The 20,133-nt window shown below is 40.9% G+C and carries 17 protein-coding genes; 10 read left to right on the forward strand and 7 right to left on the reverse strand.

Going from position 1 to position 20,133, the window contains the following annotated elements; genetic code table 11:
- Window positions 1–93 precede the first annotated feature (93 nt).
- On the forward strand, window positions 94–1,422 hold the full coding sequence (locus L641_RS0108700; RefSeq protein ID WP_024601195.1) for an IS4 family transposase: 1,329 nt from the start codon (window positions 94–96) through the stop codon (window positions 1,420–1,422).
- Window positions 1,423–1,604: 182 nt separating this feature from the next.
- Here the strand turns inward: L641_RS0108700 and infA are convergent, their stop codons facing one another.
- From infA to trxB, 5 genes are all read right to left on the reverse strand, one after another.
- Entirely contained in the window at window positions 1,605–1,823 is a 219-nt protein-coding gene (infA, locus tag L641_RS0108710) for a translation initiation factor IF-1 (RefSeq protein WP_002962494.1), read from the reverse strand.
- A 90-nt stretch (window positions 1,824–1,913) separates the two neighbouring features.
- Entirely contained in the window at window positions 1,914–2,618 is a 705-nt protein-coding gene (locus L641_RS0108715) for an arginyltransferase (RefSeq protein ID WP_013464754.1), read from the reverse strand.
- Window positions 2,611–3,327 carry a leucyl/phenylalanyl-tRNA--protein transferase gene (aat, locus tag L641_RS0108720; protein ID WP_013464755.1) on the reverse strand — a complete coding sequence of 239 codons (717 nt, stop codon included), beginning with the start codon at window positions 3,325–3,327 and terminating at the stop codon, window positions 2,611–2,613. The genes L641_RS0108715 and aat overlap by 8 nt, the downstream gene beginning before the upstream one ends.
- Before the next feature lie 180 nt (window positions 3,328–3,507).
- On the reverse strand, window positions 3,508–6,321 hold the full coding sequence (locus L641_RS0108725; protein WP_024601691.1) for a bifunctional aconitate hydratase 2/2-methylisocitrate dehydratase: 2,814 nt from the start codon (window positions 6,319–6,321) through the stop codon (window positions 3,508–3,510).
- 326 nt (window positions 6,322–6,647) lie between these two features.
- On the reverse strand, window positions 6,648–7,598 hold the full coding sequence (gene trxB / locus L641_RS0108730; RefSeq protein ID WP_008110078.1) for a thioredoxin-disulfide reductase: 951 nt from the start codon (window positions 7,596–7,598) through the stop codon (window positions 6,648–6,650).
- 276 nt (window positions 7,599–7,874) lie between these two features.
- On the opposite strand from trxB, the gene pssA reads away from it, so the two are divergent.
- Window positions 7,875–9,200, forward strand: a complete 1,326-nt coding sequence (gene pssA / locus L641_RS0108735; protein ID WP_013464757.1) for a CDP-diacylglycerol--serine O-phosphatidyltransferase — start codon at window positions 7,875–7,877, stop codon at window positions 9,198–9,200.
- A 118-nt stretch (window positions 9,201–9,318) separates the two neighbouring features.
- Here the strand turns inward: pssA and ald are convergent, their stop codons facing one another.
- On the reverse strand, window positions 9,319–10,440 hold the full coding sequence (gene ald / locus L641_RS0108740; protein ID WP_013464758.1) for an alanine dehydrogenase: 1,122 nt from the start codon (window positions 10,438–10,440) through the stop codon (window positions 9,319–9,321).
- A gap of 139 nt (window positions 10,441–10,579) precedes the next feature.
- Here ald and lrp point away from each other — a divergent pair, with 139 nt between their 5' ends.
- The 8 genes from lrp (at window position 10,580) to L641_RS0108785 (ending at window position 19,408) form a co-directional block, all read left to right on the forward strand.
- The gene (gene lrp, locus L641_RS0108745; RefSeq protein WP_008110073.1) at window positions 10,580–11,059 is read left to right on the forward strand and encodes a leucine-responsive transcriptional regulator Lrp; all 480 of its coding nucleotides are present in this window, start codon (window positions 10,580–10,582) and stop codon (window positions 11,057–11,059) included.
- Window positions 11,060–11,255: 196 nt separating this feature from the next.
- Window positions 11,256–13,745, forward strand: a complete 2,490-nt coding sequence (locus L641_RS0108755) for a DNA translocase FtsK 4TM domain-containing protein (RefSeq protein WP_024601692.1) — start codon at window positions 11,256–11,258, stop codon at window positions 13,743–13,745.
- Window positions 13,745–14,371 carry an outer membrane lipoprotein chaperone LolA gene (gene lolA / locus L641_RS0108760; protein ID WP_024601693.1) on the forward strand — a complete coding sequence of 209 codons (627 nt, stop codon included), beginning with the start codon at window positions 13,745–13,747 and terminating at the stop codon, window positions 14,369–14,371. Before L641_RS0108755 ends, lolA begins: the two co-directional genes overlap by 1 nt.
- Complete coding sequence (locus tag L641_RS0108765; RefSeq protein ID WP_013464762.1) at window positions 14,364–15,707, forward strand: replication-associated recombination protein A; 1,344 nt, start codon at window positions 14,364–14,366, stop codon at window positions 15,705–15,707. The genes lolA and L641_RS0108765 overlap by 8 nt, the downstream gene beginning before the upstream one ends.
- Entirely contained in the window at window positions 15,700–16,080 is a 381-nt protein-coding gene (crcB, locus tag L641_RS0108770) for a fluoride efflux transporter CrcB (protein WP_010389726.1), read from the forward strand. Before L641_RS0108765 ends, crcB begins: the two co-directional genes overlap by 8 nt.
- Before the next feature lie 9 nt (window positions 16,081–16,089).
- Window positions 16,090–17,394, forward strand: a complete 1,305-nt coding sequence (gene serS / locus L641_RS0108775; RefSeq protein WP_024601694.1) for a serine--tRNA ligase — start codon at window positions 16,090–16,092, stop codon at window positions 17,392–17,394.
- Window positions 17,395–17,775: 381 nt separating this feature from the next.
- Complete coding sequence (locus L641_RS0108780; RefSeq protein ID WP_216712927.1) at window positions 17,776–18,714, forward strand: SIR2 family protein; 939 nt, start codon at window positions 17,776–17,778, stop codon at window positions 18,712–18,714.
- A 367-nt stretch (window positions 18,715–19,081) separates the two neighbouring features.
- A complete protein-coding gene (locus L641_RS0108785) occupies window positions 19,082–19,408 on the forward strand; it encodes a YggL family protein (RefSeq protein WP_024601696.1) in 327 nt (108 codons plus the stop codon).
- Window positions 19,409–19,654: 246 nt separating this feature from the next.
- Here the strand turns inward: L641_RS0108785 and L641_RS0108790 are convergent.
- Window positions 19,655–20,133, reverse strand: a 479-nt coding sequence (locus L641_RS0108790) for an IS3 family transposase (RefSeq protein ID WP_024601065.1), incomplete at its 5' end; no start/stop codon positions are given.

Consider the following 20,133-nt stretch of genomic DNA (forward strand, 5'->3'; position numbering starts at 1 on the left):
TAATGCAGATCAGTTAAGAATATTTTTATGATCACTTGACTGATCTTTCCATGGCTTCAAAATCCGATATTAGAAATAATATCGGATTTTTTTATGTCTCTCATTCAGCACTTCGATAACATGTCTTCATTTTTAAATGATGTACATACACTAGATAAACTTAAACAGGTTCTTGACCCTGATATTCTTGAGCAAGCATTTAAACATGCAGGTGTTGCTACTGTGCGTAAAAGGCGATTACCGCTAGAAGCTGTTATGTGGTCTGTAATTGGAATGAGTTTATTCCGAAACGAAACCGTTTGGGATATCGCTAATAGACTCGACATCTCTTTACCCGGAAAAAACAAACTAGTAGCGCCAAGTGCGCTAGTTCAAGGTCGGCAAAGGTTAGGCTATGAGTCAGTCCAACATACATTTCAATTACTTGCACACAAAACCTTTTCCACCCAGTCTTTTGAACAATGGTGCGGACTTAATTTACTCGCTGTAGATGGCGTTAGTTTTCGAACTCATGATAATCAAGAAAACAGAGAAGCATTTGGCAGTGACAGTAATCAACATGGAGAAGTAAGCTACCCACAAGTACGAATGTGTAGCCTTATGGAAGTATCTAGCCATTTACTGTTAGATAGCAGCTTTGACTCCCGTCGCATAGGTGAAATGAGCTTAGCTCAACGACTATTACCAGCCGTACCAGATAATTCTCTTACCTTGTTTGACCGCGGCTATTACTCATTAGGACTGTTGTATCAATGGCAAAACCAAGGAGATAACACTCACTGGATGTTACCCGCGAGGAAGGATTTACAGTATCAAGTTGAACATAGTATAAATGACAATGATAAAATAGTGATTTTGTCCACAAGTCCTCAAGCCAGAAAGAAATTTGAGTCATTACCAGAGACCATGATGGCAAGATTAACCACCTATAAAGTGGATGGAAAAAGCTATCGTGTACTCAGCTCTCTCATTGACCCTTTACGATTTCCATATGAAGAATTAACAGAGGTTTATACTCAACGCTGGGAAATTGAGCTGGCGTTTAGAGAAATAAAGCAGGGATTGAATCATAGCAAACACACGTTACGTAGTAAGAAACCAGACATGGTACGTCAAGAGTTATGGGGGTTATTACTCGCTTACAATTTAATACGTATCATCATGCTTGATGCAACTAAAGATGAGGATATTTTGCCTACACAGCTAAGCTTTAGCCAATCTATGCGACAGGTTATCGCTTTCTTTATGTTTACGCCAATACATAGTGCAAGTAAGTTGCCTATTCATTACGATGAGTTACTGACAACACTTAGATTGTTTATTTTACCCGATAGATTACCAGATAGGCATTATCCAAGGGTGATAAGAAAGAAGCCGAATAAGTACCCCTATAAAAGAAAATGCCAGTCAGTTCTTAACTGACTGGCATTATGCTTTATGCAGGCTTTTTTATTTGCCAAAGAAATAGACAACAAAAAACCCAGCAAAGGCTGGGTTTTTTGTTTATTAAATGTAATTACTGGCGAGTATCCATTAATTACATTTAATAAACGCTTAAAGCTAGTTTTCACTAGCCAAAAACTAAATCTCGTTTACGCACTTACTTAGCGAGCACGGAATACGATACGACCTTTCGATAAATCGTAAGGAGTCATTTCTACCGTTACTTTATCGCCGGTTAAAATACGGATATAGTTTTTGCGCATTTTACCTGAAATATGAGCCACAACTACGTGACCATTTTCTAGCTCAACTCGGAACATTGTATTTGGTAAAGTATCAAGGACTGTCCCTTGCATTTCGATTACGTCTTCTTTCGCCATGTTTAGCGTAACACCTCTTTAATAGTTAAACGCTGCAGATTTTGCCCAAAATACGCCAATAAGTAAAGGCGCAGGGGCTATTTTTGTAAATTAAATAGCCAGCCACTGGTCATTGCACTGTTTTTGAGCAGGTAAAAACTGCGTTTTATAGTTCATTTTGTCGCATTCATCTATTTGATAGCCTAAATAAACAAATTGTTTTTGTTGTAGTTTAGCAAATTTAAGTTGCTGTAATATCATTACAGTGCCTAAACTAAAGTGCTCATAGTCAGGGTCAAAAAATGTATAAATTGCCGAAATAGCATTGTCCATACAATCAGTTACAGCAACAGCCACTAAGTTATCTTGATCCCAAAGCTCTATAAAAGTAATGGTTAACCAACTACAAAACAAAAAGCTTTGAAATTGTGATTTATCAGGTGGATACATACTACCGTCTTGGTGGCGCAAGCTAATGTATTTACTGTAAAGTGGATAGTATTGTTCGCGTTCAACTTGAGAATATTTTACCTCAAAGCGGTTTTTTGCTTTGTTAAGTTTACGTTTTTGCGATTTTGTCGGCATAAACTCATCAGCTAAAACGCGCACAGAACTACACGCGCTGCAAATAGGGCAGTGCGGACGGTAAATTTGGTTACCACTGCGACGAAAGCCTAATCCTAATAACGACTCAAACTTGTTGCTGCTATAACAACTTGGGTCGAGTATCACCAGCAGTTGCTCTTGGCGATCAGGTAAATAACTGCATTCAAACGGTTGGCTTAGGCCTATACGAGCTGGAAGTTGTTCATTCATATATCGCGATTAGCTCCTGTGGCTGCCACATGCTGGCAGCTGGGGTGTAACACTGTGCTTTATTAAGTTTAGTTAAAAATTCTTCACGCGAAACCACGCTAGCACCTAACGACATTAAATAAGGGTTTTCTAATTGGCAATCAATAAAATGCGCATTATGGCGTTTAAGCCAATTAACCAGCGCCCACATAGCCAGTTTGGAGCAATTTGTTTGATGATGAAACATTGATTCACCACAAAAAACACCGGTTTGCATGATGCCATATAAGCCACCTGCAAGCTCTCCCTCGCGCCAAACCTCTAAACTATGAGCAATTCCATGGTGATGGGCATTAATGTACGCCTGTTGCATTTGCGGAGTGATCCAGGTGCCATCGGTATCAATACGTTGATCGCGACATGCTTCTATCACTTCTTCAAAGGCATGGTTTATGGTTACGGTGACCGGGTGCTTTTTTAAATGCTTACGTAGGCTTTTACTAACATGAAAGTCATTGAGCTCAACAATACCCCGCTCACTAGGCGACCACCACATAATTGGCTCGTGCTCACTAAACCACGGAAAAATACCTTGGCTGTAGGCATTTTTTAATCGCGCTACCGACAAGCATCCACCAATGGCAAGTAAACCATCGGGATCATCTAATGCATGGTTGGGATCAGGAAAAGCAAAGTGGCTTTGAGCGAGTTGATAGAGTTGTTTAGTCATAACACCGATTGAATAACTGCATGGTCAAGGTAAAGTGTAACCTGTTGCTTTAAAATCACAAACCACAAATTATTGTGTTGTCCATAGGGTTGAGCAGGGCTTACATTCCTGTTAGGTAAATTTTAGACATAAAAAAAGCGCGTTAAAAAACGCGCTTAATTAAATGGTAAACTAATCGAATTAGCTAACCACTTTTACAGGTACTGCTTGTCCAGCGTTAAACTTAGTTGTCATTGCTTCTTCAACAGGTGTAAACGAGGTAAGGTCAATACCTTCAACCGCAGACTTATACTCTTCGATAGTCGGGAAACGACCAAGTACAGTAGAAAGTACTACAACCGGCGTAGAGCCTAGTAGTGACTCACCTTTTTTCTCAGATGTATCGGCTACTACACGGCCTTGGAACAGACGAGTTGATGTTGCGATAACAGTGTCACCAGGTTCAGCTTTTTCTTGGTTACCCATACATAAGTTACAACCAGGGCGTTCTAGGTATAGGATATTTTCATACTTAGTACGTGCCGCTGTTTTTGGTTTTTCATCGTCAAATTCAAAACCTGCGTATTTAGCAAGAATATCCCAGTCGCCTTCCGCTTTAAGCTCATCAACAATGTTGTATGTTGGTGGCGCAACAACTAATGGTGCTTTGAATGAGATAGAACCGTTTTTCTTTTCTAGGTTACGCAGCATGTGAGCAATAATTTTCATATCGCCTTTGTGAACCATACACGAACCAACGAAACCTAAATCAACAGGTTTGTCGTTGTAAAAAGAAACAGGGCGGATCACATCGTGAGTATAACGCTTAGAAACATCATCGTTGTTCACGTCTGGATCGGCAATCATTGGCTCAACGATTTGGTCCAAATCAACCACAACTTCTGCGTGGTATTTAGCGTTGTCGTCTGGAGAAAGTGCTGGCTCTTCACCAGATTGAATACCTGCAATACGTTTGTCAGCTAAGTCGATTAGACCTTGTAGCGTTTGCGCTTCGTTATCCATACCTTTGTTGATCATGATTTGGATACGTGATTTAGCAAGTTCAATTGACTTAATTAGCGTTTCATCATTTGAAATACAGATTGACGCTTTCGCTTTCATTTCTGCAGTCCAGTCAGTGAAAGTAAACGCTTGGTCAGCCATTAGGGTACCAATATGTACTTCAATGATACGACCTTGGAATACGTTTTCGCCACCAAATTGCTTAAGCATTTGCGCTTGCGTTGCATGTACAACGTCGCGGAAATCCATGTGCTTAGCCATTTTGCCTTTAAACGTCACTTTAACTGAATCAGGAATCGGCATCGCTGATTCACCGGTTGCAAGTGCAACAGCAACAGTACCTGAATCGGCACCAAAGGCAACGCCTTTAGACATACGAGTATGCGAGTCACCACCGATGATGATAGCGCGATCATCAATTGTAATGTCGTTCAATACTTTGTGAATAACGTCAGTCATTGCATGGTAAACGCCTTTCGGGTCACGTGCAGTGATCAAACCAAACTTATTCATAAACGCCATTAGTTTAGGAATGTTAGCTTGTGCTTTGCTATCCCATACTGATGCAGTGTGACAACCAGACTGATAAGCACCATCAACAAGAGGTGAAATCGTTGAAGCAGCCATCGCTTCTAATTCTTGTGCTGTCATTGGACCGGTTGTATCTTGCGAACCAACGATGTTCACTTTAACACGAACATTTGAGCCTGCGTGAAGTGGCGTATCAGATAGAACACCTACCGCATTACGGTTAAAGATTTTTTCAACCGCTGTTAAGCCTTGGCCTTCATGTGAAATTTCTTTTGAAGGTGCATACACAAGAGGAGTTTCAATGCCGAGCGTTTCAGCAGCAAACGTTTGTAGTTTCTTACCAAATACTACAGCGTAAGAACCACCAGCTTTCATGAATTCAACTTTTTGCGGTGTGAACGCTGATGATACATCAACCAGTTCTTTATCACCGTTATAAAGCTTTTTCTCTTTTGTATTGATTGTTAATACAGTACCTGTGGCAACTGAATAAGCTTCTTCAAGCACTGCATCGCCATTTTCATCAGTTACAGTATTGCCGTCTGCATCTACTTTCTTAACCCAGTTTTTAAGATCAAGACCAATACCGCCGGTTACATCAACCGTCGTTAAGAAGATTGGTGCGATACCATTAGTACCTGCAACAACAGGTGCAATGTTGATGAAAGGAACGTATGGACTTGCTTGTTTACCCGCCCAAAGTGCAACGTTATTTACACCAGACATACGAGATGAACCAACGCCCATGGTGCCTTTTTCAGCAATAAGCATTACTTTAGCATTAGGGTGTTTCTTTTGAAGTTCAACGATTTCTTGTTGTGCTTCTTCAGTGATCATACACTTACCGTGTAATTCACGGTCAGCACGTGAGTGTGCTTGGTTACCTGGAGACAGTAAATCAGTTGAGATGTCGCCTTCACCAGCAATGTAAGTTACTACTTCGATTTTTTCTTCGATGTCAGGTAGTTTTGTGAAGAATTCAGCTTTTGAGAAACTCTCGAGTAATTCTTTAGCAATTGCGTTACCTGCTTCGTAGGCCGCTTTTATGCGCTCCATATCAGCATCGTATAAGAATACCTGAGTTTTAAGTACTTCAGCCGCTTGTGCTGCGATTGCTGCGTCATCACCAAATGCTAAATCAATTAGTATTTCAATTGACGGGCCGCCTTTCATGTGTGAAAGCAGTTCAAATGCAAATTCTGGAGTGATCTCTGCAACGAGCTCTTCACCTAAAATGATTTCTTTTAGAAACTGTGCTTTAACGCCCGCAGCACTAGTTGTTCCAGGTAAAGTATTATAAATAAAGAAATGCAGTGAATCTTTACGGTGCTCGTTATTAGTATCTTTAATTTGATTAATTATTTCTGATACTAGTTCAGCGCTATCGATTGGTTGTGGGCTTAATCCAAGCTCCGTTTTACGGGTTTGGATTTCTTCCATATATTTTGTATACAAACTCATAGAAAACTCTCGGTAATTTACTTGATATGAAGTTAAGCATTTTAACTGATTTTACAGTCTCTAGTAATGCCTAAATGAATAAAGCTTTTATTCCTGACGATAATTATAGCTAGTTTTACTTATATAATTTGACGGTATTCGTTGCTCACCCTTAGATCCTATCGTACCTAAGCCATTAATTGTATAAATACGATTGATTTCCAGTATAATTTTTGTGAATGTTTATGCGGCTGCAATGAGTACTTTTCGGTGTTGGATGAGCCTTTATAATTTTTGGCCACAAAAAAAGGGCTGAAAATTCAGCCCTTACTATATGTTATGAAAACTTATAGGTTATCTAAAAAGCGTTCTGCATCAAGTGCAGCCATACAGCCAGTACCCGCAGAAGTGATTGCTTGACGGTAGATATGATCAGACACATCACCGGCAGCAAATACGCCTGGCACACTCGTTTGTGTTGCATTACCGTTAAGACCAGACTCAACTACTAAGTAGCCGTCTTTCATTTCTAGCTGACCTTCAAACATATCGGTGTTTGGCTTATGGCCAATGGCAATAAACACACCCGCTAAATCAAGTTCTTCAGTAGCATCTGATGCCACATCTTTAATGCGAACGCCGGTAACGCCCATTTGGTCACCAAGCACTTCATCGAGTGTACGGTTGTAGTGCATGACAACGTTACCGTTTGCTGCTTTTTCAGCAAGGCGGTCAGCAAGAATCTTTTCACTACGGAAACTATCACGACGGTGAATAACATGAACTTCATCAGCAATGTTAGATAGGTATAACGCTTCTTCAACCGCTGTATTACCACCGCCAACAACCGCTACTTTTTGACCTTTATAGAAAAAGCCATCACAGGTTGCACAAGCTGAAACGCCGCGACCTTGGAAATTAGTCTCAGACTCTAAGCCTAAATATTTCGCAGAAGCACCTGTTGCAATGATTAAAGCATCACAGGTGTAAGTACCTTGGTCACCGGTTAGTGTGAAAGGGCGCTTAGATACGTCAACTTTGTTGATGTGGTCGAACACAATTTCAGTTTCAAAGCGTTCTGCATGCTCTTTCATACGATCCATTAATGCAGGGCCGGTTAAACCGTGTGCATCGCCAGGCCAGTTTTCAACTTCAGTAGTGGTTGTTAGCTGACCACCTTGTTGAATACCTGTAATTAAAACAGGGTTTAAATTAGCACGTGCAGCGTAAACTGCAGCTGTATAGCCTGCAGGGCCCGAACCTAAAATAAGTAACTTACAATGTTTTGCTTCAGTCATGATCTTTTCCTAAACGTTTAATACGGTTTTAATGCGCCCGATTCTAAGAAAAACAAGCAGGAAGTAAATAAAAGATGAGATTATTTTTTTTCGTAAATTCCGAAGCTGTTCATTAATGTGTACTAGCAAATGACTTACAAGCAGTGCTCGACTAATAAATAGACTGTTAGCCAATAAAACGACGTTAATTCATGACCAGCCTGATTTTTTTTGTTATCTTTTAACTAATTTTGATTTGTCACTGCTTAATTATGTGACCTAAGTGAATAGGCAACTATGTTATTTTGGCAAGAGAAACCCGCATTTGGGTTGACTTCAAAAGACGTTAACGTCTTAACCAATGCGCAAGAATACCGTACGCAATTGTTAGATTTAATTGCCAACGCAAAAAAACGAATTTATATCACCACACTTTACTTACAAGATGATGAAGCGGGTCGTGAAATATTAGCTGCACTACACAGTGCTTCGTTAGCTAATCCTGCGCTTGAGATAAAAGTATTGGTGGATTTTCATCGTGCGCAACGCGGTTTAATAGGAGCTGAAAAGTCAGAGGGCAATGCAAGCTTATATTGCGACGATTTAGAAAAATTTAATTCAAACGTTCAAGTGTATGGTGTCCCCGTAAAGGCAAAAGAACTGTTTGGGGTGTTACATTTAAAAGGCTTTGTTATTGACGACACACTGCTCTACAGCGGTGCCAGTTTAAATAATGTGTATTTGCAATATAGCGACCGATACCGGCTCGATCGCTACTTTTTAGTATCGCAAAGCGAATTATGTGACTCAGTAGTTGATTTTATCGAATCAACTTTATTAAGTTCTGAAGCGGTACCAAGAATTGATCAACGACCGCTTAAACGTATGGCTGACTTTAAGCTTGAACAAAAGCAACTTATGCGTGAGCTTAAATCGGCAAGTTATAAAAATGCGCAAGAGTTTAATACCCATGCAATGGGTATTCGTTTATTTTTAGGGTTAGGCCGTCGTAATAACGAGCTCAATCGCTTAATTAAAGCGTTATTTGATACCACCGAGCAAGAGTTGGTGTTATACACGCCGTATTTTAATTTTCCAGCGCCTTTAATGCGCTCTTTACGTCGATTATTAAAGCAAGGTAAGCAGGTTACTATTGTGGTGGGCGATAAAACCGCAAACGATTTTTATCTGCCACCTAGCGAGCCATTTAGTAAAATTGGTGCACTGCCTTATTTATACGAAACTATTTTGCACAAGTTTGTAAAATCGCAAAAACGCCACATAGATAATGGCAACCTAAACGTATACCTGTGGAAACACGAGAGTAACTCGTTCCATCTAAAAGGGATTTGCTGCGACCGTAAAGTGCATTTACTTAGCGGGCATAACCTAAATCCGCGCGCGTGGGGGCTGGATATCGAAAATGGCATTCTAATAGAAGATCCTGAGCAAACGATAATGCGCGATATTGATAATGAACGCCAAGAAATTTTAAAGCATTGTCGTCGTTTAACCGGCCCTGATGATTTAGAAACCATGGACGATTACCCGCAGCCGGTGAAAAAACTGCTTGGTCAAGCTAAGCGCGTAAAAGTCGATTTTATTATTAAACGATTTATATAATACGAGGGTCTGTTGACCACAGACCCTAAAATTTAGATACAAAAAAAGCAGCTAATTAGCTGCTTTTTTAATGCTTATACCTAAATAATGACTTAGGTATAAGCGGTAACTATTATTGTTACGCGTTTTCTACTGCAGTACGTGGGTCAACATATTCCATGTTGAACGCTTCAGCTACTTCTTTGTATGTTACTTGGCCTTTAATTACGTTTAAGCCTTTTAAGAAGTGAGCGTCATCTAATAGTGCTTTTTTGTAACCTTTGTTTGCAAGGTTAATGATGAACGGTAATGTTGCATTATTAAGTGCAAACGTCGATGTACGTGGAACAGCACCAGGCATGTTAGCAACACAGTAGTGAACAACTTCATCAACGATGAAAGTAGGATCAGCGTGCGTAGTTGCTTTAGAGGTTGCAATACAACCACCTTGGTCAATCGCAACATCAACAATAGCAGCACCTGGCTTCATTGCTTTAATGTGTTCAGCAGTCACTAGTTTAGGTGCAGCAGCACCTGGGATAAGCACGCCACCAATTACTAGGTCAGCTTCTAGTACGTGCTTTTCAAGCGCGTCAGCTGTTGAGTAAATAGCTTTAACTTTGTTACCAAACTGTGCGTCTAGTGCACGTAGTACGTCGATGTTACGGTCAAGTACAACAACCTCAGCACCTAAGCCAACCGCCATTTGTGCAGCGCTACGACCAACCATGCCGCCACCAATAACAACAACTTTAGCTGGCTCAACACCTGGTACACCACCTAGTAACATACCACGACCGTGGTTTGCTTTTTCTAGCGCTTGTGCACCTGCTTGAATAGACATACGACCCGCTACTTCACTCATTGGTGCCAATAGTGGTAAACCGCCGCGTGCGTCAGTCACTGTTTCATAAGCAATACAGATTGCTTTACTTTTAACAAGGTCTTCAGTTTGTGGAAGATCCGGTGCAAGGTGAAGGTAAGTGAAAAGAATTTGGTCTTCACGTAACATTGCACGTTCAACAGCTTGTGGCTCTTTTACCTTGATGATCATTTCTGCTTTTGCAAAAACGTCAGCAGCTGTTTCTAAAATTTCAGCACCTGCTTGAACATAATCATCATCTGTAAAACCAATGCCCATACCAGCATTCGTTTCAACAATCACTTGGTGACCGTGATTTACAAGTTCGCGAACACTCGCAGGAACCATACCTACACGGTACTCATGGTTTTTAATTTCTTTAGGTACACCAATAATCATAATTTTGCCTTGTTAGAACGGGATAAAAATTTTTCACTATTATATTCATGCTAGGGTAGTGTGTCTCACCTTTTTTTAAGGTCTTTGTAGTGTTAGTATCTGTTAAATCGATTTTATTAGAATAAAAAACTAAAAAGCTATGCATAACTTATTAGACCGTATTGATCGCAAGATTTTAGTCGAATTACAACTCGATGGCCGCCTGTCAAATGTTGAACTGGCCCGACGAGTTGGCCTAAGCGCCACGCCCTGTCTAGAGCGAGTGAAAAAGCTCGAACGAGAAGGGTATATTTTAGGCTACAAAGCCGTGGTTGATCCTGCCAAGCTTGGTCAAGGGCTTTCTGTGTATGTGGAAGTAACCATTACCAAAACATCGCCCGACGTATTTGAAGAGTTCAGTGCTGCTGTTAGAAAGCACGAAGAAATTATAGAATGTCATTTGGTTTCGGGTAATTTCGACTTTTTATTAAAAACCCGAGTTAACGATATGTCAGAATACCGAGGCGTGCTCGGTGATATACTATTAAAGCTGCCTAATGTGAGTGAAAGCCGCACTTATGTAGTCATGGAAGAAGTAAAAGGTGAAGAGGGCGTGGTTATCCGTCCTTTTGTTGCTTAATGATAGAGTAACAGCCTTTAATATACTTTTATTGTTGCAGCCAACTTTGCTTTTTTAATAAGTGTACGACTAAATAATAAAAACTTGTTCATAATCAGGCCATCATGGTTAAGATAAAGTGCATCAAAATACATTTCCTGCTAAGGTATTCTATTGCCAAGTGAGTGTAAAAAATAATAATGAGGGATAGGTAATTATGCGCCTAAACGGTGTACAAAGACTATTAGAAACGGGGCTCATCGTCAGCACCTTTGCAGCGGTATTTATTTTATGTGCTTTAATTAGTTTTCATCCTGCCGATCCTGCTTGGTCGCAAACGGGTGAATTTACCAACGTACAAAATATTACGGGTACAGCGGGCGCGTGGGTGGCCGACATACTATTACTTACCTTTGGCTGGCTTGCCTATTTTGTGCCAGCGGCTATTCAGCTGCTAGGTTACTTGGTGTTTAAGCAGCCACACCGTATTTTACAACTCGATTACACCACACTTGGATTACGCATTATTGGTTTTGCGCTGTTTATTACCTCAGCCACTGCTATTAGCAGTATTAATTTTGATGATATTTATAATTTTTCATCCGGTGGGGTAGTGGGTGATGTGATTGCATCAGCCATGATGCCAGCGTTTAATTTTACCGGTACCTCTATTTTACTACTGTGTTTCTTTTTTGCAGGGCTAACGCTATTAACGGGTGTGTCGTGGGTGCAATTTGTTGATTACTTAGGTGATTTAATTGTTCGGTTATACCGCTTTTTGGTGACCTATGCCCGGGGCTGGATGCAACGTGAACGCATTGCAGGTAAAGTACAAGACGAGCAACCTGATGCCTATTTTGAAAACGATACACACCAACAAGAACCTGAGCTTGCTAATAAAGTAGCAGACAAACCAAAAGCAATTGATAAACCAGCAACTAAGGTTAATGCCCCTCAAGACGACGAATTTATGCCGTTTGACGAGCTTGACCAAATACTCGATCAAGAAATTAGCTTTAGCGCCATAGACGATGAACCTATGGACACCGAGGCAGCACTTAACGCGCTGGATCAAAGCCCTGTGGTTGAACCTGAAAAACCAGCAACAACCGTGGTTTCACCAGCAAGGCCAATTAACAAGCCAAAATCAGGGTTTCAACCGCCGCCAACTGCAAAAGAAAAGTTTGAGCAATTATTAGAGCAAGAGCCACCACCGGGGCCATTGCCATCACTTAATTTACTCGACAGACCCGACAAAGCTAAAAACCCCATTTCGCAAGAAGAGCTCGATAGCGTATCACGCCTTGTAGAAACAAAATTACTCGATTTTAACGTACAAGCAACCGTAGTTGGAGTATATCCAGGGCCTGTTGTTACTCGTTTTGAGCTTGATTTAGCACCGGGTATTAAGGTGTCTAAAATTACAGGGCTGTCAAAAGATTTAGCGCGTTCACTTTCGGCAATTAGTGTGCGCGTGGTTGAAGTTATTCCGGGTAAAACCTATATCGGTATTGAGCTGCCTAATAAATACCGTGAAATTGTACGTTTATCAGAAGTCATAAACGCACCTAAGTTTGAGCAAAACCCATCGCCGTTAACCATGGTGCTAGGTAAAGATATTGCAGGGCAACCTGTGTGTGCCGACTTAGGTAAAATGCCACACTTACTGGTAGCTGGTACAACCGGTTCAGGTAAGTCAGTGGGCGTTAATGTAATGATATTAAGCTTACTGTATAAATCGGGCCCTGAAGATGTTCGTATGATCATGATTGACCCGAAAATGCTTGAGCTTTCTGTTTACGAAGGCATTCCGCATTTATTGTGTGAAGTTGTGACCGACATGAAAGAAGCGGCTAACGCACTGCGTTGGTGTGTAGGTGAAATGGAACGCCGCTATAAGCTGATGTCGGCTTTAGGTGTACGTAACTTAAAAGGGTACAACCAAAAAGTAATGGAAGCCAAAGAAGCGGGCTACCCAATTATGGATCCATTATTTAAAGACACCGACGGCATGAAAGACGGCCCAGATGAGCTGGATAAATTACCCAGCATAGTGGTGGTTATTGACGAATTTGCCGACATGATGATGATTGTAGGTAAAAAAGTTGAAGAACTTATTGCCCGTATAGCGCAAAAAGCGCGTGCTGCGGGTATTCATTTAATTTTGGCAACGCAGCGTCCGTCGGTTGATGTAATAACCGGTTTAATAAAAGCGAATATACCTACACGTATGGCGTTTCAGGTATCAAGTAAAATAGACTCGCGCACCATACTTGATCAACAAGGCGCAGAAAATTTATTAGGCATGGGTGACATGCTTTATTTACCGCCAGGTACCAGTGTACCTGAGCGTGTGCATGGCGCGTTTGTAGACGACCATGAAGTACATGCTGTGGTAAACGATTGGAAAGCCCGTGCTAAACCAAATTACATAGACGAGATTTTAAATGGCGATGCCACGGAAGATATTCTATTACCAGGGGAAGCCAGTGAAAATGGCGATGAAGAGTCAGATCCGTTATACGACGAAGCGGTCGCCTTTGTAATAGAAACCGGTAAAGTATCGGTATCATCAGTGCAACGTAAATTACGTGTAGGCTATAATCGTGCTGCACGTTTAGTAGAACAAATGGAAACATCAGGTATCGTGAGTGCACCAGGACACAACGGCGCGCGCGATGTATTAGTACCTAATGGAGCAAATTAATGAAAAAATTAAGTAGTTTATTATTGGTATTGGGCAGTTTAGTGGCGATGCCAAGCTTTGCTGACGACAGCCAAGCATTACAAGATAAGTTATCGACCTTAAAAAGCTTTAAAGCACAATTTAAACAGAACGTAACCGACGGTGAAGGCCAACTGGTAATGCAAGGTCAAGGCAATATTGCGTTGCAACAGCCATTAATGATCCGCTGGCAGCAAACTAACCCAGACGACACTTTATTTGTATCAAACGGCGATAAAACCTATTACTTTGATAGCTTTGCTGAGCAAGTAACCATTATGAAAACCAGCGGTTTAATTGACTCAACGCCGTTTATATTGCTCACCTCTAAAGACCCTGCGCAATGGGAAAAATACAGCGTGATCGCTACTGACTTAGGCTTTAGCATTACCCCAAATAAAGGCGTAGAAAGCCAAGTAGAGCAGCTTGATATTACTTTTGCTGATAACGAGCAAGGGCTTGCAAAACTGGTAGTTAAAGATAACTCAGGCCAGCTGTCTGCGTTTACATTTAGCAATGCACAGGTTAATACTGAGCTTGATAAAACAACTTTTGAATTTACCCCGCCAGCGGGTGTAGAAATAGACGATCAGAGTAACGGTGAGTAATTTAGGATTTAACTTTGGGCCCGATGTGCGCCCACTCGCTGCGCGTATGCGCCCTTTATCGCTTAACGATTACATAGGGCAGCAACATTTACTCAGCGCTGATAAACCTCTTCATCAAGCGATAGTAGCAGGGCGCTGCCATAGTTTAATTTTATGGGGGCCGCCGGGGGTAGGTAAAACTACGCTGGCGCAAATTATTGCCAACCATGCAGACGCTGAACTAATTCAAATGTCGGCGGTAACTGCCGGGGTGAAAGATATACGCGATAGCGTAACCCAAGCGCGCGATAACTTACAAAGCCGTGGTCAGCGCACTTTGATGTTTGTTGACGAGGTACACCGCTTTAATAAATCTCAGCAAGACGCGTTTTTACCGCATATTGAAGATGGCACTTTTATATTTGTTGGTGCCACCACCGAAAACCCCTCATTTGCGCTTAATAATGCGATTTTATCTCGCGCAAGGGTGTATGTATTAAAATCCTTGCAAGAAAGCGATTTATACACAGTAATAGAGCGCGCACTCAAACAAGACGAACAACTTAGCCAAAAGCAAATCGTGATTGCAGATAACGCCAAACAAGCGCTGTGCCAAGCAAGCGGTGGCGATGCTCGTAAAGTGCTTAATTTACTCGAGCAAGCAGTCGATTTAACCACTGAGCAAAACGGCAAGTACAACGTAGACGAACAGGTACTGAGCCAAGTACTCCCTACGCATTTAGCTAAATACGATAAAGGCGGCGATGAATTTTACGATTTAATTTCGGCGTTTCATAAATCGGTGCGAGGCAGTTCGCCAGATGGTGCGCTTTACTGGTACTGCCGTATTTTAGCCGGTGGCGGCGACCCGCTTTATGTTGCAAGGCGCTTATTAGCAATTGCTACAGAAGACATCGGCAACGCAGATCCACGAGCGATGGAAGTGGCTTTAAACGCATGGGATATTTTTCAGCGTGTTGGCCCAAGCGAAGGTGAGCGCGCCATTGCACAGGCCACTTTGTACTTGGCTAGTGCACCTAAAAGTAATGCGGTTTATATGGCGTTTAATCAAGCCAAACAAGACGCTAAAAACGAGCCAAGCTACCCGGTACCAGAGCATTTACGTAATGCCCCCACCAATTTAATGAAAGACTTAGGTTATGGCGCAGAGTATCGTTACGCGCATAACGAAGAAGGCGCATTTGCTGCTGGCGAAAAATACCTACCGCCAGAAATGGATGGCAAACAATACTACCAGCCAAGTGATCGTGGACTTGAGCAAAAAATTAAACAAAAGCTCGATTATTTAAAAGAGCGCGACGCACAAAGTCCAATAAAACGTTATGAGCATGATTAAACTTTACATGATGATAGCCCTTGGCGGAGCGTCAGGAGCCTGTTTACGGTTTTTTATTAGCGAAACCATGCTAAAACTCCTCGGTAGGGGATTCCCTTTTGGCACGTTGACGGTTAATATTCTGGGTTCATTGTTGATGGGCATTTTATACGGTTTAATAGATAAACAAGTTATTGCCGTCAGTCCTGCTAAAACCCTCATCGGAATTGGCTTTTTAGGTGCGTTAACCACCTTTTCAACATTCTCAATGGATTCGTTGTTGTTATTACAACAAGGTCACTTTATTAAAATGGCCCTCAATATCATCTTAAACGTGATGGTGTGTATTTTTATGGCTTGGCTGGGCCTTCAGCTAGTAATGCAAAAAGGTTAAAAAACTAACATGTTAGATTCTAAATATTTACGTCAAGATGTCGAACAAACTGCAGCACGTTTAGCCGCACGTGGTTATGAGCTAGATGTAGCGGTAGTGACTGAACTTGAAGAAAAACGCAAAACATTACAAGTAAAAACGCAAGAACTTCAAAGTCAACGTAACGCCAGTGCTAAAGCCATTGGTCAAGCAAAAGCAAAAGGCGAAGACGCACAACCATTGCTAGACGCAGTTGCTAACTTAGGCAGCGAGTTAGACGCGGCTAAAGCTGAGCAAGACGAAGTGTTAGAAGCAATTAAACAAATTGCCTTAGCAATTCCAAACTTACCGGACGAGTCGGTACCAGAAGGCGCTGACGAAGACGACAACGTAGAAATTTTAACTTGGGGTACACCTAAAAAGTACGATTTTGAAGTTAAAGACCACGTTGATGTAGGTCAAGACCTAAACGGCCTAGACTTTGAAATGGGCGTTAAAATTAGTGGCGCACGTTTTACAGTAATGCGCGGCCAAGTAGCACGTATGCACCGTGCACTTACCCAATACATGCTAGACACCCACACAGATAAAAACGGCTACACAGAAATGTATGTACCGTACTTAGTTAATAGCGCAAGCCTATACGGTACGAGCCAATTACCTAAGTTTGCGGGCGATTTATTCCACACGTTAGGCCTAGTGAACGATGATGGCGAGCAGCAAGCTGGCTTTAGCCTTATTCCTACGGCAGAAGTACCGCTTACAAACAGCGCACGTGATGAAATTTACGAAGAAAGCGATTTACCAATTCGCTTAACAGCGCACACGCCATGTTTTAGAAGTGAAGCTGGCAGCTACGGTCGCGATACACGCGGTTTAATCCGTCAGCACCAGTTTGATAAAGTAGAGCTTGTACAGCTTGTAAAACCAGAAGATTCAATGCAAGCACTCGAAGAGCTAACAGGCCATGCTGAGCAAATTTTACAAGCGCTAGAATTGCCATACCGTAAAGTGATTTTATGTATGGGCGACATGGGTTTTGGCGCAGCTAAAACATACGATTTAGAAGTATGGTTACCAGCACAAGACACCTACCGTGAAATTTCATCATGTTCAAACATGGTCGATTTCCAAGCACGCCGTATGCAAGCACGTTTTCGTCGTGAAGGTGCTAAAAAACCAGAGCTTTTACACACACTAAACGGCTCAGGTTTAGCGGTTGGTCGTACACTTGTAGCAATACTAGAAAACTACCAACAAGCCGACGGCTCTGTAGTCGTACCAGAAGTATTACGCCCATACATGGGTGGACTTGAAGTGATTGGTAAAGCTTAAAGTACTAGCTGTCAGCTGTCAGTTTTTAGCCATAAGCTTTAGAAAGAAAGCCGCTGTTTGTAATGAACAGCGGCTTTTTTGTTGTGGGTTCAGGAAAAAGGTGAAAGGGAAAAGGTTCAAGGAGAAAGGCTCAAGGCGAAAATAAAAGTCTAAGTTATTCTATTTGTCAGTAAAAATAATACACCTGCCTCTATTGTTTATTTGCACAACACTTTTTGTCTAATATTACTGAGCTCCACCATTTTGGTGTTTTTCTGCATCCAGTAAATTTAGATGAGAGCTAACTAATTGTTTACATGTGTTTATTCGCTGGTTAAATTAGATTAATTGTAATATTTAGACATTTGTCGGTTTATAAAACGACAAATGTCGGATACAAAGTTGTTAAGTGCCTTTCTGGCAAGGAGAAATATTCTGATTAGTATAGTTTTTGGTGCGGGAGCAAGTTTTGGTTCAGGTGGGTGCTCGCCAAAAAATCCTCCATTGGGAAATGACCTATTCAATGATCTTGAAAACTTGAATGGTGCATTTTATAGACTTAGCTCTGAATCAAAAGCTGTATTTAGAACCTGTGGATTTGAAGCAGGTATGGCTACAGTTGCTGATGACAGCCGAATCATTAATCCACTTCAAAAGGAGTTAGCTTGTTACTTATCAAAATTTTTTACTAGGCCAGACAATGCTTATGTACGTTTATTTAATAAACTACGAAGCTGTATGGAACAGATAAATATCACAACTTTAAATTATGATTTATTGATAGAACAATCCCTAACTAGAAATGGCTTTAACTTGGATTATAATGCTGATGATAATGGAGTTAACTTATTGAAGCCTCATGGTTCATCTAATTTTCTACCACAACTTCCTAATGGCATGGTTATGTCAGGCAATACAATGATAGGTTGTAGAACGTATGTGGAAGGTTTAGAAACTAAAGCTGTGTCGACAGCTCATGACGTAGAAAAATGGTGTAATGACCAAAAAAACTCTGACTTGAGCCCCGTTTTAGCTATGTATGCAGAGGGAAAGCGTGTCGTTGTAAATAGTGAGCTGATTAAGAATACACAAAATAGATATTCTGAAATTATTGCTACCTCAAGCTTAGTTGTTCTTGTTGGTATAAAATATATAGCTCATGATGTACATATCTGGGAGCCTATTGAGCAAGCACGACCAAACCTTTTAATAGTAGATCCATATCCTCAAACAACCATTGATTGGGCAAAAGCTCATAATTTTAATAATACGACCATTATAAAAAAGAGTTTTGATAAATCAATTTGGGACATAACGAAAGCAGTGCATCGAGAACTATAATGCACTTAACAAACGCGTTAATTAGGACGCTCGCAAGCTAGCGCCCATTACGCGGGCGTTATAAGGGTTCAGTGTTGTCACATTTCGATTTTCTTCCTACATCTCCTCCTGATGTGCATGAAAAAACCAAAGTGGTCAAATCTTGACTTCAGACATCAGAACTTAAATTCACAAAAGCGCAACGTCTCTTATCCTTTTTGTGAATAAATCTCTTCATTAAAAAGCACTCAGATAACAACTTAATAGTTAGTTATGTTCTAACTATTTGTTAAATAGTAAATTATCTTTGGATTTTGTTTCTTTATAACTTATTCTATGTACCTCATTGGCGGGTTAATAAGTTGGCGTCATATGCCAAAGGATATTTATGAGTACTAAAAGTAGACGATTACGCAAGAAATTGTATTTAGATGAATTTGCTATTCTAGGTTTTGAATTTACTTGTAATTTAAATGCTACTGAAGCGGAATTTGATTTATTACTAGATGGGCTTTTAGAATTCATCGATAAAAGAAAACTTTGTATTGCTGGTGGAGGTGACTGTAAGTCATTCAGTGGTTTTATTTGTTCTGTTAATCGTTATGGTTCGGCGACTAACCAAGATAGAGCAGACGTTGAGCTTTGGTTAAAGTCTAAAGAAAACATTTCAAATATTTTTGTTAGTCAACTAGTTGATGCAAACTACGGAGTGTAATGATTTATCTAAAATTATTTGGTTGAAGACCAAAATGAGCAAATATTAACTTCATATATCAGAGCTTAAATCTAATTGCGGCTTAATTTAAGTCGCAATTTTGCATATTATACACAGCGTGATAAGTCGGGTTGCCCCAAGTAAATTCATCATTTTTGTCGGATGGCGTGGCTTCGCCACTTATCCGACCTACGTTAAAAGGTAGGTTGAATCGCCCCGAGTTCATCGGAGACCAGTTTGTTTAAGTCAGGCCACTTTACCTGACTCGTTTAAATTATCATAGTAGTCTGTTTCATATTGAGCTGGTGAAATATACCCAATTGAAGATAATAAGCGTTGATTATTAAACCAATTGACCCACTCTAACGTTGCGTATTCAACAGCATCAACATTCTTCCACGGGCCATTTCTGCGAATAATCTCTGTTTTAAATAATCCATTTATTGTTTCAGCCAATGCATTGTCATAAGAGTCACCCACACTGCCTACAGACGCTTGAATTCCAGCTTCAGCAAGTCGCTCAGTGTATCGTATAGACAAATATTGGCTGCCTCTGTCGCTGTGGTGAATTAACCCTTCGGGGTTGCCACGATGCCAAATAGCTTGCTCTAACGCATCAAGAATAAGCTCTGTGTGCATTGTCGTTGATACACGCCAACCTACAATGTATCGTGAAAAAACATCTATCACGAAAGCGACATAAACAAACCCACTCCATGTGGCAA

It is taken from the genome of Pseudoalteromonas sp. TB41 (genome assembly GCF_000497975.1).
GTDB lineage: Bacteria > Pseudomonadota > Gammaproteobacteria > Enterobacterales > Alteromonadaceae > Pseudoalteromonas > Pseudoalteromonas tetraodonis.

Bases quoted from the DNA above. Each gene is read 5' to 3' on its own strand.
- infA (WP_002962494.1), bottom strand. From the start codon at position 1,823: ATGGCGAAAGAAGACGTAATCGAAATGCAAGGGACAGTCCTTGATACT.
- lolA (WP_024601693.1), top strand. From the start codon at position 13,745: ATGAAAAAATTAAGTAGTTTATTATTGGTATTGGGCAGTTTAGTGGCG.
- lrp (WP_008110073.1), top strand. From the start codon at position 10,580: ATGCATAACTTATTAGACCGTATTGATCGCAAGATTTTAGTCGAATTA.
- trxB (WP_008110078.1), bottom strand. From the start codon at position 7,598: ATGACTGAAGCAAAACATTGTAAGTTACTTATTTTAGGTTCGGGCCCT.
- serS (WP_024601694.1), top strand. From the start codon at position 16,090: ATGTTAGATTCTAAATATTTACGTCAAGATGTCGAACAAACTGCAGCA.
- L641_RS0108725 (WP_024601691.1), bottom strand. From the start codon at position 6,321: ATGAGTTTGTATACAAAATATATGGAAGAAATCCAAACCCGTAAAACG.
- L641_RS0108715 (WP_013464754.1), bottom strand. From the start codon at position 2,618: ATGAATGAACAACTTCCAGCTCGTATAGGCCTAAGCCAACCGTTTGAA.
- ald (WP_013464758.1), bottom strand. From the start codon at position 10,440: ATGATTATTGGTGTACCTAAAGAAATTAAAAACCATGAGTACCGTGTA.
- L641_RS0108755 (WP_024601692.1), top strand. From the start codon at position 11,256: ATGCGCCTAAACGGTGTACAAAGACTATTAGAAACGGGGCTCATCGTC.
- aat (WP_013464755.1), bottom strand. From the start codon at position 3,327: ATGACTAAACAACTCTATCAACTCGCTCAAAGCCACTTTGCTTTTCCT.
- L641_RS0108785 (WP_024601696.1), top strand. From the start codon at position 19,082: ATGAGTACTAAAAGTAGACGATTACGCAAGAAATTGTATTTAGATGAA.
- crcB (WP_010389726.1), top strand. From the start codon at position 15,700: ATGATTAAACTTTACATGATGATAGCCCTTGGCGGAGCGTCAGGAGCC.
- L641_RS0108700 (WP_024601195.1), top strand. From the start codon at position 94: ATGTCTCTCATTCAGCACTTCGATAACATGTCTTCATTTTTAAATGAT.
- pssA (WP_013464757.1), top strand. From the start codon at position 7,875: ATGTTATTTTGGCAAGAGAAACCCGCATTTGGGTTGACTTCAAAAGAC.